The organism is Prevotella melaninogenica, assembly GCF_003609775.1.
Lineage (GTDB): Bacteria > Bacteroidota > Bacteroidia > Bacteroidales > Bacteroidaceae > Prevotella > Prevotella melaninogenica_A.
Window position 1 is genome coordinate 126,425 of sequence record NZ_AP018049.1, and the last position, 15,597, is coordinate 142,021.

Here is a 15,597-nt window from a genome sequence, read left to right on the forward strand (position 1 = left end):
CAATAAGTATTTTAAAATTTTAGATGAACGTAATTACGAAAACAGTTCAATTGCCAGATGGAAGAACCATCTCAATTGAAACCGGAAAGGTTGCAAAGCAGGCCGATGGCGCAGCAGTTCTCCGTATGGGTAACACCGTACTTCTCGCCACTGTTTGTGCAGCTAAAGAGGCAGTTCCGGGCACAGACTTTATGCCTTTGCAAGTTGATTATCGCGAGCAGTATGCTGCCGCAGGTCGTTACCCAGGTGGTTTCACCAAGCGCGAAGGCAAAGCCAATGACGACGAAATCCTAACATCACGCCTTGTGGACCGTGTTCTTCGTCCACTTTTCCCATCAGATTATCACTGTGAAGTTTATGTACAGGTAATGTTGCTGTCAGCTGACGGCATCGATCAGCCTGATGCACTTGCTGGTTTGGCAGCTTCTGCAGCTCTTGCAGCTTCAGATATTCCAATCGAGCACACTACTTCAGAGGTTCGTGTTGCGCGTGTTAACGGCGAGTACGTTATCAACCCAACATTCCCACAGATGAAGGAGGCTGATATGGACCTCATGGTTGGTGCCACTAAGGACAATATCATGATGGTAGAGGGTGAGATGGACGAGGTTTCTGAGCAGGATCTTATCGCTGCTTTGAAGGTTGCACACGAGGCTATTAAGCCAATGTGTGAAATGCAGGAAGAACTTTCAAAGGCTTGTGGTACTGACGTTAAGCGTACCTACGAAGATGAAATCAATGACGAAGCATTGCGTGAGGAGCTTCACAAGGCTACCTACGATGCTTGTTACGCTCAGGCTCAGAGCGGTGATGACGACAAGAAGCACCGTGAGGAGACCTATAGCAAGATTAAGGCAGATTTCATCGAGGCTTATGACGCTGCTCATACAGATCTTTCAGAAGACGACCTCGAAGAAAAACACTCACTTATTGACCGCTACTTTGCAGATGTTCAGCGTGACTCTATGCGCCGTAGCGTTCTTGATACTGGCAAGCGTATGGATGGTCGTGCTACAGATGAGATTCGTAACATCTGGTGCGAGATTGATACACTGCCAATGCCACACGGAAGTTCACTCTTCCAGCGTGGTGAAACAATGTCTCTCTCTACTTGTACTCTCGGTACAAAGATGGATGAGAAGATGGTTGACAACGTATTGGAGAAGAGCTATCAGCGCTTCCTCCTTCATTATAACTTCCCTCCATTCTGTACAGGTGAGGCTAAGGCTCAGCGTGGCGTAGGCCGTCGCGAGATTGGTCATGGTCACCTTGCATGGCGTGGTTTGAAGGGTCAGATTCCAGCAGACTTCCCTTACACTGTTCGTTTGGTTAGTCAGGTGCTCGAGTCTAATGGTTCTTCTTCTATGGCTACTGTATGCGCAGGTACACTCGCATTGATGGATGCAGGTGTTCCAATGAAGAAGCCAGTATCAGGTATTGCAATGGGTCTTATCAAGAACCCAGGAGAAGATAAGTATGCAGTATTGAGTGACATTCTCGGTGATGAGGACCACTTGGGCGATATGGACTTCAAGACAACTGGTACAAAGGATGGTTTGACTGCAACTCAGATGGATATCAAGTGTGACGGTTTGTCATTCGAGATTCTTGAGAAGGCACTTATGCAGGCAAAGGCTGCTCGTGAGCATATCCTCAATATCATGACTGAGACAATCGCAGAGCCACGTGCTGAGATGAAACCACAGGTTCCACGTATCGTTCAGTTGGAGATTCCTAAGGAGTTCATCGGTGCTGTTATCGGTCCTGGTGGTAAGATTATCCAGCAGATGCAGGAAGAAACTGGTGCTACTATCACTATTGAGGAAGCTGATGGTGTTGGTAAGGTACAGGTTTCTGCTCCTAACAAGGATTCTATCGATGCTGCTCTTGGTAAGATTAAGGCTATCGTTGCTGTTCCAGAGATTGGTGAGGTTTACGAGGGTACAGTACGTTCTATCATGCCATACGGCTGCTTTGTAGAGATTCTACCAGGTAAGGACGGCTTGCTTCACATCTCAGAAATTGATTGGAAGCGTCTTGAGACTGTTGAAGAGGCAGGCATCAAGGAAGGTGATAAGCTTCAGGTGAAGCTCCTCGAGATTGACCCTAAGACTGGTAAGTACAAGCTTTCACGTCGCGTTTTACTTGAGAAACCAGAGGGATATGTTGAGCCACAGCGTCGCCCACGTGGTGACCGCCGTCCACGTCGTGATGGTGAGCGTCGTTTTGATGAGCGTCGTCCACGTCGTGAGAACAATGAATATGAGAACAACGATTAATCGTTTGTTATAATACTATAATCCCCCAGAGGCTTTTATAGCTTGCTGGGGGATTACAATTCTCTATCTATAAAGCCAAGTAGACTACAAACCCAATTCTACCTGACTGTACAAACCATATAGCCTAAATGGTAAAAACCACATCTATCTTGCACATTGTGAGATAGAATAAACCTATATTTAACTTAATCAAACCAATTAACGCTAAAATGAAGAAAGAATATCTTTCCCCTGCTATGGTTGCAATGCCAATCATAGAGGAACTTTCTATCTTAGAAACAGCCTCTGGCAACCTCCCAGAAAAGTCCCAAGGCCACAAAATGGATGATGAGGATGAGGAATACGAAACTGAGACTACTACAACTCCCAGTGGCCAAGCTAAATACACACCAAACTTTTTTGAATAACCAGAAATTATGAATAGCATTATTAAATCGTTTATTTTTGTAGCTATCTCACTTGGGTTAGCAGCCTGCTCACAGGAAGATATCACCTCAAATGAGCAAAAGAAAGCAACAGAAGAAACTACTTTCATCGTTGATGTTACATTAGATAAGAATGTAGAAGATATGGTGAACGCAAAACAGATGACAGCCGTATGGGATGCCGAGCAGTCTGCTATGACCCGTACACCTATCACCTACGACAAACAAGGGTCATTGACTTATAATTGGAAGGTTGGAAGTACGATACCTTTATTTGTCTATATCACTGATGGAAAGTACCGAAAAAGTTATAAACTTGATAAGGGCTTGCAAATTATCTCTACTAATAAGGGTTACTTTACGTTCTCTGTACCAACATATTTTGATTTATCTAAACTGCAAGTAGCATCGGCTACAGGTAAAGAGGATGGTGTAGAAAATGGTGCATGGACAATAGGTATTGGCATAGATGGCGTCATGAGAGTTTTTGGACCAAAAGTAATTGACGCAAATTCATACGATTATAACATCCCACTTTATTCGAAGTTGACGAATGTAGACCCTGTGACAAAGCACGCTAAAGTTCAGTTTTTAATGTTAGGTAGCTGGATTGGCGTTAGAGCAAAGTCGGATATGTATTACAAGAGCAGTGTCTATTCTATAGCCTTGAAGTCTGACGTGCTCCACATGGATGGTACATTTGACCTCTCACAAGCTTCTCCTGTATGGAAACCAAGTCCATATAGAATTAATATAGATAGACGGCAGGGAAAAGTTTTAGACGAATGTGACACGATTAGAGTCAATAATTTCGCTATTGGTGGTGAGGCTGATGGAGCAGGAACAACCAAGTATACCAAGCCTTTTTATTTCTGGGTAAAGGCTACACCAGGTGCAACCAGTACGACAAAAGCAAGAGTTATCCTCCGCAGTGAGGCTGATAGCAAGGCAGGTGCAGTAGCCCCACAAATAGACTTCTTGTCTATGCGTAATCGATTCTATCGTGAAGCGAAAACTATCGTTGACTTCAAAGATGGTGATACTTATAATTTCAGTATCAATGCAAGTCTGAAAGAAACACGTGGAGCATTGATGATAACAGAGTATTACCACTCTTCTGCAGTAAATGGAGAGAATAGTTGGATTGAAATAACAAATGCTTCAAGGGAGACAGTATCGTTGAAAGGATATTATCTGGTGAGTCCAAACCCATGGAATGTGGAACCTTATGGAAGATTATATGTAGCTAACCTTACGGACCTCAAAGCATTGAGCCGAGGCAGCAGTAGTGTTGGTATGCCAGGAAATTCAACAACATCGATACCTGCAGGAAAGTCTATTTGCTTAGCAGCAGGTACTGGTTATGCAGAAGTCGTAGCTAAGAATAAAGCTTATCAAGTAATCAATACGGGTTCTGGAATAGCATCTCCATCGGCAGTTACAGGTGGAGTCCACTATTCTAAGTTTATCTGTAAAGATGGTTGGAATATTGATTTAAAAGACCCTAACAACAATATAGTAGACAATTTTGGAATTCAAGTACATTATATATTGAATGGTAGCAACGGATTCTATTATAATTATTACTTAGGGGAGAAGGATTTTATTCGTTCAAAGGAGACGCCTTTTAATGCTCCTTATAATGGATTCAACCCGAAGGGATGGTATTACATGCCGATAGAAACAAGTGGATTAAACTTCCTTGGAACCTTCAATGATTATGATGGTAGGTTTATACCATTCAAGGACTATAATGATGGAGGTAATTTTACTAAAAGCGAACGCTATCGTGATATGTCTTATTATACCGATATAGTTCATCTTCCATAAGCGCAGGGAATCAAGATTATTTGATAATAAGCTGATCGTTTATATAAATATAGGCAGGAATACTACGTGTATTTCTGCCTTTTTTATGGTTCTTCTATTAAATGTAAAGATTATAATAGAGTAAAGACTTATACACTCGTGTGGTATTACTCTCCCAAATTAGATGAGCTTACAAAAGGAGAAAATTATAAGATAAAATGCAAATAGACACTATGTCTATTCGTCTGCTGTAAACAACGCATTCTCATATCATTGGTATTTGTAAACTATTTTCGTATGGTTCAAAACCAATACATGCTCTTTTGGCTTCTAAAAGATGCCTAATTGACTTGCAAAAGATGCTCTTTTGAGGTCTTACTAACGCCCTTTTGAAGTCCAATTAAGCACCTTTTAGTTTGCTACTTTATAACTAACTGATATCCTTTTAGTTACAAACCTAATTGTTATACGTGTTTTTGTCCTTATTTATAGATGTTTTATTCGAATTTATGTAATGGTTTTTCAATATCTTATTTACATCTTCGAAGTATTAAGAATGAAAAAGGTTGCTGTGTTGGAGGCTTATAATAGAATAGACAGTTGACTGTCTAAGTTGTGTTTTGATTTAATGATTAACTTCGGTTCTTCTGTTAAAGCTATACGAAAAATATCCATACATTTAGCAGAAGAACCTTTATTTATCTACATTTAAGTATTCTTCAACAAATCCTTTTCATAAAAACACTTCGATGAGGATGGTTTTTGTTCTTGGTAGAGTTATACTTAAGTATTCATATAAAGCTTTACTTAGGGCTTTGTTCTACGCCTTTTTGTTATAAAATTATCGATTTTATCGCTGCTTGTCGGATTTATTAAAAAATGTAATTGTATATATATGGAAGTTTTGTTATTGGTCTGAATTTTATTTTACAAAGCCTTATTTATTTTATATTCTGTTTGTATTATTGTAGGTTGTTAATGTATGTAACATATTGATTTTGTGTGTGATATATATGTCTGAAACTTGTATTTGTCGTAGTAAGAAATTGTTGAGTGGTTTATTTGTCTATCTTTGCATCGGTTTTTCTGTTTGATGTTTGAAACTAAAAATAACTTTTATTTCGTATCGCAAAGCGGAAGACAAAAGAGTGTCTAAGGATGACGAAGTGACGGAGTTTAATAGGACTTATATTCAGTCCGAGACATTCAGTCATGTAGTCTATGATAACATGGTATGAACCAAATTAATTAATAAAAAGAAATGAGACGAAAATTACTTTTGTTATTGTTAGCAATCATCTCGTTAGGATGTTTTGCTGACTCTCAACCAACAGATGCTGAGCGAAGAGCCAATCTCTTTGTATACAATGGTATGCTGTTTAGTATTCAGCATTTTGAGAGTGTCACCTCACAAAACAACACTGTTGAGTTCTGCGGGTGGACTACTTCGACTGATTTGAGTACTAATGCAAATAAGGATGCTGCTTTGGCTGATGCGCAGTTTAATGCCATTCGTAAGGTAGGAGAGATTTCTATTCCTGAAACAGTTACAGCTGGTGTTACTTACAATGGAGTACTTCAGGGTAATGCAACCTATAAGGTTATCATGCTTCGTGCTAACCTTTTCCGTGCAGAAGATTCAGGTGTTACAAGCCAGATTACTAAGATTACAATTCCAAAGACTGTTCAGCACATTGAGTCACGTTGTTTTGATAAGTGTGAAAACATGACAGAGTTTGTTATTGAAGGTGCTTCTGACGGTTCTTCTCAGTTGAAGGAGATTGACTCACATGCATTCTTAAATTGTAAGAAGTTGGCGTCTATCACGCTTCCTAATTCGGTTACTTACTTAGGTGAAAATGATCCGCTGGATGTATTTATAACCATAGAACAACCAAAACTAATCAGAAATATCCGAGTGTAAATCTTTAATTACCAGCATATTCTAAAATTTAACACTTTTCGGTTGCCATTTGTCGCTTCCCAAATTTCCACATATTTTTGAGACGTATTTCTGACGTGGAGAATTTGCGGGGCTTGTTTTTTGTCACACCGTGCAGACAGTTGACAAGGGTTTACAACCGTTTACGACAAGCGACAATAACCGCCCCGATATGCGGAAACAGTCACACTGTGTAGAAAAGCGACAATGGTTGACTTCCGTTCACATCCGTTTACCATTTCAGAGATATAGGATTGAAGAAATGAACCATTAAACGATAAAACGGTATGAAAGCAACCAGAAAATGCAGTTTTTGCGGCAAGTCCTTTGTAACCCGAAGCGGTATGCAAAGATATTGCAGTGAGGCTTGTCAGGCAGAAGCCAAACGAGCCAGAGTGATGCAGAAGAACAACCTCTTCAAAGTCGCCCAACCCTTGATGGAGATACAGCATCAGGAGTATCTCACCTTTTCCAAAGCAGCCATCCTCATGGGCTGTTCCCGACAGTACATTTACAAACTTGTAGCCATCGGCAAGCTGAAAGCCTCACGCATCAGCAACCGCATGGCATTCATCCGCAGAGCCGACATCGAGCAGATGTTGGAGGGCAATCCCTATCACCGCATCCTGCCCGGCAACACCTCCACACCAAGGAAATCATCTTCATCTTCCTTACCTGCCAAAAGAGAAAAAAGGGAAAAGGAAAGCGAAGAAGTGTTGGACTTCTATTCGGGCGAGGAGGTGATGTCCCTTTTTAAGGTAAAGCAGTCATGGCTTTACACTTCCGCCAAGCGTAACCATATCCCCATCTGCCGTATCGCAGGAAAGAACTATTACAGCAAGAAGCATATTGACGAGTTTTTCGGTGTGGCAGTTGATATTAGCGAAATTACCGACTGGCTACTGACCGAGGAGGTGGAGGAACTGTTCGGCATGAAGCCGACCGCACTCCGTGCCTACACCTATCGCCATAAGATACCCACTAAAAGAGAGTACGGGCGTACCTATTACTCCAAATCACATTTGAACGAACTCCGCAGAACTGACCTTGTGAACGATGAACGCTACTATACCGTTGAGCAGGTGCAGCAAATCTATGGTCTTTCGTCAGCCAACATCTGCCATATCGTCAAGGTGAAGCACATCGAAAAGATAAAGGTGGGTGTGAAAAACCTGCTTTTGCGCTCAGATGTGGAGCGTGTCATGGCTGAAAGGAACAAATAACCGTGAAAAATCGGGATTATCGAAAATTATTTCAAAATGATGTATCGTGGAGGTATTCACGGATATTTCACGTTGTTCCTTTGCCATCGGAAACATGGATACAACTCCAAAATGTATACAACCAATTAAAACATAATTATTATGAGTAAATGCAAAACAGTTACCTTGCGTAAGCGCAAGATTAAGAACGGGACACAGTATTCACTATGCCTTGACTACTATCCCGGCTACCGTGACAATGTCACCATGAGAGTGATTACACGTGAAGCCTTAGGAATTTACATCTTCGCCAAACCTGCAAACCAGCAGGAACGGGACTTCAACGCACGCATGATGAAGAAAGCGGTCATCCTGCGCAACCAGCGCTACGAAGCCATTTTCAATGAAAACAACGGCTTTTTTGACAAGACCAAGATGAAGGGCGATTTCCTTGCCTATTTCAAAGGACTGGCTGACCGCAAGAATATCAAGTGGCAGCACGTATACAAGCATTTCCAGCGGTTCGTGAACGGCAAATGCACCTTTGAGGAGGTGGATGTGGATTTGTGCCGCAAGTTCATGGAATACCTGCTTGATGCACCCCAATCCATCCACACCAACCAAAAGCTGCACATCAACTCCGCAGCAGGCTATTGGTCAACTTTCCGTGCCGTGCTGCACACCGCTTACCGTGACAGGAAGATAAAGGAGAACCCAAACGGCTTCTTAGACCGCATCGAGTGCATTCCCACCATCAGGGAGCATTTGAGCCAAGAGGAACTGATACGGCTTGCCGAAACACCCTGTGAGGAGGAGGTCTTGAAAAAAGCTTTTCTTTTCGCCTGTCTTACGGGACTGAGAAAGAGCGACATCAGACAGCTCACGTGGCAGCAGATACAACCATACACCAACGGCAGGATGTTCGTTACCACCCGTATGCAGAAAACCAAAGAAATAGTGCATAACCCCATCAGTGATGAAGCCTATGGACTGCTGGGAGAACGGGGCGAGGGACTTATCTTTGAGGATTTCAAGGACAAGATGCTGCAAGGACCACTCCAACGGTGGCTCACGGCAGCAGGGATAACCAAGAAAATCACCTTTCACTGTACCCGCCACAGCTTCGGAAGCCTGCACGTGGAAATGGGAACGGACATGGCTGTCATCCAAGCCTATCTCGGACATAAGAACATTACCACCACACAAATCTATTCCAAGATAGCAGCGCAGCAGATGTGTCAGGTGGTGGACAAGATAACCTTGAAGCGCAAGGAGGCATAAATGTCTCACATTGACAGGTATTCAGAGGGGCGGTTATGGCTACAAGGCTATAATCGCCCCTCTATGTTTTTGGCTTGATGCCACCATTTATAAGCCCCTCAGAGTATGAAACAGAGTATGATATGATGACATTTCGTGAAATACATTGAAAAAGACCGTTCTAACCGCAAATAACGGGCAGTAATTGGGAAAAATAGCATTAACTTTGCACAAAATAATACAGGAACATTCAATCTCTCAACGAAATATGGAATCATCAATCAAGGACAAATACATCATCTTGGGCTTTGTCGGCTTCGCCATCGTCCTAATATCTTCCATTGCCACGCTGGTAATAGCGGACAGCTTCAACCAAGACAACTTTGTCAGGTGGATAGTATTCGTATGCTGTAACCTGTTGGGATGGTTGCTCTATCTCTCCTTTCAGACACTTATCTTTGATACATACGAAATCTACAAAATCAAGTTCGGCAAGAAAGAAACGATTGCCGAAGCCATAGAGGTGCAGGAAGAACTGTCACAAAATACACTTGAAGAAGCCACATCTGTGCCTGGACCTACATCAGTCCCTGAGCCTGTACCCGAATCATCCCCGACAAAAGAAGAGACACTTATCCAAACACAACCGATAGAGCTTACTATCGCCCCGGATCTTCACGAAAAGAACCGTGCCAATTACGCAAGCAGAGAGCAACGGGAAAAGGAAGAGCGCATCCGCATGGTCATGGAGTATTGCCATTATTACCTGCCTCGCATTGCCGACCAAGAAACCGTGAACCACATCTGTACTGAGGTGGACAAATGGATGAATCTTAACACTTATACCCCGAAGCCCATACAAAGACCGTTTACCAAAGACATCAACAACATTCCACTCCGTCACTTCGTATGGAATATCTCTGAGCGTTTCCTGTACAAGAGATACTACAATGGGGATAACCGTGCCAAGTTCATCAAAGCCCTTTTCCCGAAATCGTTTGCTGATACAGACTTATCAACCATCAAGAATTTCAAGGTAGAGCCGTTAAAGACGGAAATTCCCATTGATGAACCCGAAAACGGCAAACTTGATTTCCACTATCCCGAGGATTATGTGCGGAATTAGGATAATCACGACACCAACGACAACCATCCGGTAACTCATAACCGCCTGTTTTACATCGTTTCCCGAGTAATTTTACCCGTCATTTATGGCTGGGCTTAATTATTCGGGAATTATTTTGCAATGACGTGTCGTGGAGATATTCACGGATATATCATTTCAGTCCTTTGCGCCAAGTCTTACAAAAGAGACGAGTACGCGAATGGAAAAATCAATTCTTACCTTCAACGACCTCCCCGAGGTTGTCGCTCAGCTTCGAGACGAAGTGATGAGCCTGAAAAGCCTGCTCGCCGAGCAGCGCAGTGTGAACAATGCCAAAACGGTGGACACCCACGTGCCCATGTCTGTGGACGAGGCAGCAGAGTATTTAGGTATCCCTAAGGGTACGCTCTACATGAAACTGTCAGAAGGGACAATCCCTGCCACCAAGCCCGGCAAACGCTATTGCCTTTACCGTGACGAACTGGACAAGTGGCTGGAAACCGCCCGAAAGAATCCCATACCGTTGTCAGACGAGGAACTGAACAAGTCCTTATCCTCTTCCCACCGTCGCAAGCCCAACCCACGTAACTGGTGAATGATATGGAAGAGGATAAGAACTATATCAACCTGATACGTGGCGACCTCACAAAAGCATCCCAAGCGCATAACGGTATGCCCGACAGTGTAGGCATGATGAATATCAAGACGGCAAACCAAACCATTCTTGAAGCATCGTTATTGCCTACGCCCCGTGCGCTGTGGGACAGCTTTTGGTACGAGGGGGAACTCTCCTGCTTGTTTGCCGATTCCAACGTGGGCAAGTCCATCCTTGCCGTGCAGATAGCCGACCGCATCGCCCGAACCGACAATGTGCTGTATCTGGACTTTGAACTGTCCGAAAAGCAGTTCCAGCTCCGCTATACCAACGAGCATGGAGAGCTCTACACCTTTCCCGACAAACTCTATCGGGTGTCTATTGACTGCAACCAGCTTTTGGATGCCAACTTTGAGGAAGCTATCATAGGCGGCATTGAACAGATGGCTGTGCAGACCGACTGCAAGATTTTCATCATTGACAATCTTACCTACCTGTGTTGCGCCATGGAGAAAGGCGATGCCGCAGGACGGCTGATGATTCAGCTGAACAATCTCAAAAAGAGATATGCGCTCTCTATCCTTGTCCTAGCACATACGCCCAAACGCTCTTTGGATTGTCCCATCACATCCAACGACCTTGCCGGAAGCAAACGGCTCTACAATTTCTTTGACAGCGTGTTCACCATTGGAAAAAGTGCCCAAGACGGAGGGCTTCGCTATGTGAAGCAGCTTAAAGTGCGCTATGGCACGTTCTCTCATGATGCGGATAATGTAATCGTTTACGAGATTGACAAGGTGGATGCTTTCTTGCAGTTCGTGTTCAGGGGCTATTCCACGGAAAAGGAACACTTGAAAAAATTGGGCGACAATGAATCAAGCCAAAGGGATTGCCAAATTCTGCAACTCTCCCAATCGGGCAAGTCCGTCAGGGAGATAGCCTCACAGGTGAATTGTGGCAAGTCCACCGTAAACCGTATCATCCAGCGCAGCAAAGAGAGTAAAAACGCAGGTGTCCCAAGTGTCCCACTGTCCCAACCCTTAGAGTGTGGGACAATGGGACAGGATGGGACAGCCGACAATCAACCATCAAAAACGGACTAAGCTATGGGCAATTATTCATTACAGAAGTATAAAGGAACGGCAACACGGCATACCTGCCCCAAATGCGGAGACAGGCATTCTTTCGTCTATTACGTGGACGAAAATAATGTGCCGTTGCATCCATCGGTCGGCAGATGTAACCACGAAAGCGGTTGTGGGTATCACTACACTCCGAAAGAGTATTTTCAAGAGCATCCTGAACACAGAACTACCAATGATTTCTCTTTTGACAGGCAAAGAGCAGAGCAGAAGAAAGTGAAGCAGCAAAGTAAGCCGACAGCCATCGGCTATATTCCCCCTCACTATGTGGAGAAGTCGCAAAGCGAGCGTAGCAATTTCTTCCGTTTCCTCTTCACACTCCTTACTTCCTACTATGGCGACAAGGCGAAAGAGGTGTTGAAGCGGTTGTTGGAGGAATACCGTTTGGGGGCTACCCGTGACGGCTCTGTTATCTTTTGGCAGATAGACAGGACGGGCAAGGTACGCACGGGAAAGGTGATGCAGTACAATCCCGAAGACGGACACCGTATCAAGGGAGGACAGACATCGGCAGTGAACTGGATACACAGCATATTGAAAAAGCAGCGTGTGTTGGCAGAGGATTGGCAACTATCCCAATGCCTTTTCGGGGAACACTTGTTGAAAACGCATCCCGACAAGGTGGTGGTCTTGGTGGAATCCGAGAAGAGTGCCGTTATCGGTTCTGCTATCTTCCCCGATTATGTATGGCTGGCTACGGGTGGTAAGAGTCAGATGAGAGAAGAGAAACTCCGTGTACTGTCAGGGCGAACCGTGCTTCTCTTTCCCGATGCCGATGCTTATGCCGAGTGGAAACAGCGAGCCGAGAGCATGTACTTTTGTAAGGTGGTGGTTTCGGACATCATCGAAAGGAATGCCACCCCGAAACAAAAAGAAGCCCATATCGACATAGCCGATTGGATTATCTTTCAGATACGGGAGGGCAAGGTGATGAGTACAGCCAACCACTTGGTCGAGGCTGAGAGAATCCTCCAGCGGATGATAGAGAAGAATCCCGTCCTGCAAAAACTGATAGACGATTTAGACCTTGTGCTGGTCGGTGCATCTCCAATCGGCAACGATGATGAAAAACCTCCCTGACGGAGGAGAGCGGAAGCCGTAGGCTGGAGTTTGCAGACAATGGCTTGCCATTGATATAGCCCACTATAACTACACGCTCCGCTTACGTAGTTGTGGGCTCTCCCGAGGGGATTAGGGTTTTACCCTAATGACCCACTCAGGGCGTTTCTCCCCTGAGAACCCAGAGCAAAGAGTGACCCTCTCTTTGCAATCTCCGCTTATGGGTTGCACCCCTAAGAACCCCATGCGTTTACGGACAGCGGAAAAGCAAACAATAAAGTACAAACCAAAAAACAAGTATCTATGGCAACAAAATCAAGCATACATATCAAGCCCTGCAACATCGCATCGAGCGAGGCTCACAACAGGAGGACTGCCGAATACATGCGCCACATCGGAGAGTCCAGAATCTATGTCGTTCCTGAACTATCCACCGATAACGAACAGTGGATAAATCCCGACTTCGGCAGTCCGGATTTGCGGATGCATTATGACAATATCAGACAGATGGTAAAGGAAAAGACCGGACGTGCCATGCAGGAAAAGGAGCGTGAACGCAAAGGCAAGAACGGTAAAATAGTCAAGATTGCGGGATGCTCCCCCATACGTGAAGGAGTGCTGCTTGTCAGGTCGGACACCACACTGGCAGACGTGCGTAAATTCGGTGAGGAGTGTCAAAGACGCTGGGGAATCACACCGCTGCAAATCTTCCTGCACAAGGATGAAGGGCATTGGCTGAACGGTCAGCCGGAAGCGGAAGACAGGGAAAGCTTCAAAGTCGGGGACAGATGGTTCAAGCCGAACTATCATGCCCATATCGTTTTCGACTGGATGAACCACGAAACAGGAAAGAGCCGAAAGCTCAATGACGATGACATGATGCAGATGCAGACCCTTGCATCCGACATCCTGCTGATGGAACGCGGGCAGTCAAAGGCTGTCACTGGTAAGGAGCATCTGGAACGGAACGACTTTATCATTGAGAAGCAGAAAGCTGAACTGCAACGCATGGATGCAGCCAAACGGCACAAAGAAGAACAGATAAATCTTGCCGAGCAGGAACTGAAACAGGTGAAATCAGAAATACGCACTGACAAGTTAAAGAAGACAGCCACCACGGCAGCGACAGCCATAACTAGTGGAGTTGCTTCTCTTTTCGGGAGTGGAAAACTGAAAGAACTGGAACGTGCCAACGAAAAACTGCAAGACGAGGTTTCAAAACGGAACACCAATATTGAAAAATTGCAGAGCCAAGTACAGCAGATGCAGAAACAGCATGATACGCAAATCCACAATCTCAGAGAAATGCACAGGCAGGAACTTGACATGAAAGAAAAAGAACTGTCACGGCTCGCCAGAATCATAGACAAGGCTTTCAGGTGGTTTCGATGTTCAGGGAAATGCTGCGCATGGAAAAGTTTTGTGCCATGCTGGGATTCTCTAAAGAAATGACTGAAAGTCTTATAGTCAAAAAAGAAGCCCTGAAATGTAGCGGTAAAATCTATTCCGAGCAACACAGGCGGAACTTTGATATAAAGGATGATATTTTAAGGGTGGAAAATGACCCTGACGATGAAAGCAGGCTGAACCTGACAATAAACAGGAAGCCGATTGCCGACTGGTTCAGGGAGCAATGGCACAGGCTTAGATATGGAGCAAGAGTGCCGCAACAGGAAGAAAGAAAAAGTAGAGGATTCAAATTATAATAGAAGCAATTTGATTAGTAATCTAAAAGCACTCCGATAACGATTAGAGTGCTTTTAGATTGTTTATCATTAATTATCAAAGCAAGTGCAGTTTAAGATTTTACTGAAGTTTGCATTAATAAAGAATATACTACAGCTGATATATGCGCAACATATTGTGACGCTTGTGATTCATTTCCCTTGAAATCCTTAACAAATACCGCTAAGGTATAACTGATATTATTAGGCAGACATATATAGGCAACATCATTGTGAGCTGCAAGAACACCATTTTCATTAACATAACCTGAACCTGTCTTATGCGCTATAACAACCCCTTCTTTATCAAGAAGTGGAGCTGCTATCCTATCTACACCTGTTTTGCATTCTTTTAACGTATTCTTAATGAAACTTTGTTTCTCATCATCGATAAGACCTTCAGTAAACAAACGATTCATCAACATTGCAGCACCAAGAGGAGATGTATAGTTAGAGTAAGCCTTGTTATGGTCAGCCGACATTTCCTCTTCCGTATAAGCTATCTGAAAACTTGAACGAGGAATGAGTGTGGCTATAAAACTATCTGTTTGAGCGACATTAACCATATCCTTAAACATAAGGTTGCTTGCATTGTTGTCACTCTGAGTAAGAGTATAACGCAGCAAATCTCTCACTGTCAATGATATGACTGGCCCTGAATAATCTTTCAGCATAGGACTCCAAGTCTTTGGGTCAAGTTTATCCCTATTTATATTTACTAAGGTATCAAGTGAAATTCCTTTATTGTCAAAGTCATTACAAAGAGCTAATGCCTGATGAACCTTAAACACACTCATCATAGGATAAACACTCTTATTATTGACCTTAACCGTATCTCTGTTATTAACAATAACCGCCACACCAATTTCGCCAGGACAAGCTGAGACAATTTGAGAAATGCTATCAGTCAAAACATTTGTTAAAGGAGGATTTGCGCTATCTTTTGTCGCTGATTTATGGAACAATGAAAATACCAAGATGAAAATGCAAACTAAAGCTATACTCAAAACTACGATTTGTTTTTTTCTGTTTTTTTCCATGTTTATATTATTTAT

Annotated in this window: 11 protein-coding genes and 1 pseudogene; 11 read left to right on the top strand and 1 reads right to left on the bottom strand. The window is 43.6% G+C overall.

All coding sequences use genetic code 11. The features are described from left to right. The first annotated feature begins 23 nt into the window (after positions 1 to 23). From pnp to PMEL_RS00530, 11 genes and pseudogenes are all read left to right on the top strand, one after another. Positions 24 to 2,279 (top strand): polyribonucleotide nucleotidyltransferase, encoded by a 2,256-nt coding sequence (pnp, locus tag PMEL_RS00480; RefSeq protein WP_120173503.1) that lies wholly within the window; start codon positions 24 to 26, stop codon positions 2,277 to 2,279. Between the two features lie 209 nt (positions 2,280 to 2,488). Beyond that, entirely contained in the window at positions 2,489 to 2,686 is a 198-nt protein-coding gene (locus PMEL_RS00485) for a hypothetical protein (RefSeq protein WP_120173504.1), read from the top strand. 9 nt (positions 2,687 to 2,695) lie between these two features. Next, complete coding sequence (locus PMEL_RS00490; RefSeq protein ID WP_120173505.1) at positions 2,696 to 4,534, top strand: lamin tail domain-containing protein; 1,839 nt, start codon at positions 2,696 to 2,698, stop codon at positions 4,532 to 4,534. 1,240 nt (positions 4,535 to 5,774) lie between these two features. Then, positions 5,775 to 6,437 (top strand): leucine-rich repeat protein, encoded by a 663-nt coding sequence (locus PMEL_RS00495; RefSeq protein ID WP_231999383.1) that lies wholly within the window; start codon positions 5,775 to 5,777, stop codon positions 6,435 to 6,437. A 305-nt stretch (positions 6,438 to 6,742) separates the two neighbouring features. Next, positions 6,743 to 7,678, top strand: coding sequence for a transposon Tn4555 protein TnpA (gene tnpA / locus PMEL_RS00500; RefSeq protein ID WP_004292844.1), 936 nt, complete (start codon positions 6,743 to 6,745; stop codon positions 7,676 to 7,678). Between the two features lie 141 nt (positions 7,679 to 7,819). Further along, entirely contained in the window at positions 7,820 to 8,938 is a 1,119-nt protein-coding gene (locus tag PMEL_RS00505; protein WP_004338318.1) for a tyrosine-type recombinase/integrase, read from the top strand. Positions 8,939 to 9,185: 247 nt separating this feature from the next. Further along, positions 9,186 to 10,043, top strand: coding sequence for a transposon Tn4555 protein TnpC (tnpC, locus tag PMEL_RS00510; protein ID WP_004339687.1), 858 nt, complete (start codon positions 9,186 to 9,188; stop codon positions 10,041 to 10,043). 199 nt (positions 10,044 to 10,242) lie between these two features. Beyond that, positions 10,243 to 10,617 carry an excisionase family DNA-binding protein gene (locus PMEL_RS00515; RefSeq protein WP_004338328.1) on the top strand — a complete coding sequence of 125 codons (375 nt, stop codon included), beginning with the start codon at positions 10,243 to 10,245 and terminating at the stop codon, positions 10,615 to 10,617. 5 nt (positions 10,618 to 10,622) lie between these two features. Beyond that, on the top strand, positions 10,623 to 11,720 hold the full coding sequence (locus tag PMEL_RS00520) for an AAA family ATPase (protein WP_004348225.1): 1,098 nt from the start codon (positions 10,623 to 10,625) through the stop codon (positions 11,718 to 11,720). Between the two features lie 3 nt (positions 11,721 to 11,723). Beyond that, positions 11,724 to 12,839 carry a DUF6371 domain-containing protein gene (locus PMEL_RS00525; RefSeq protein WP_004292742.1) on the top strand — a complete coding sequence of 372 codons (1,116 nt, stop codon included), beginning with the start codon at positions 11,724 to 11,726 and terminating at the stop codon, positions 12,837 to 12,839. A 282-nt stretch (positions 12,840 to 13,121) separates the two neighbouring features. Next, positions 13,122 to 14,524 (top strand): annotated as a pseudogene (locus PMEL_RS00530) (mobilization protein). Between the two features lie 92 nt (positions 14,525 to 14,616). Here PMEL_RS00530 and PMEL_RS00535 read toward each other — a convergent pair. Beyond that, complete coding sequence (locus PMEL_RS00535; RefSeq protein ID WP_004339683.1) at positions 14,617 to 15,582, bottom strand: CfxA family broad-spectrum class A beta-lactamase; 966 nt, start codon at positions 15,580 to 15,582, stop codon at positions 14,617 to 14,619. Positions 15,583 to 15,597: the final 15 nt, after the last annotated feature.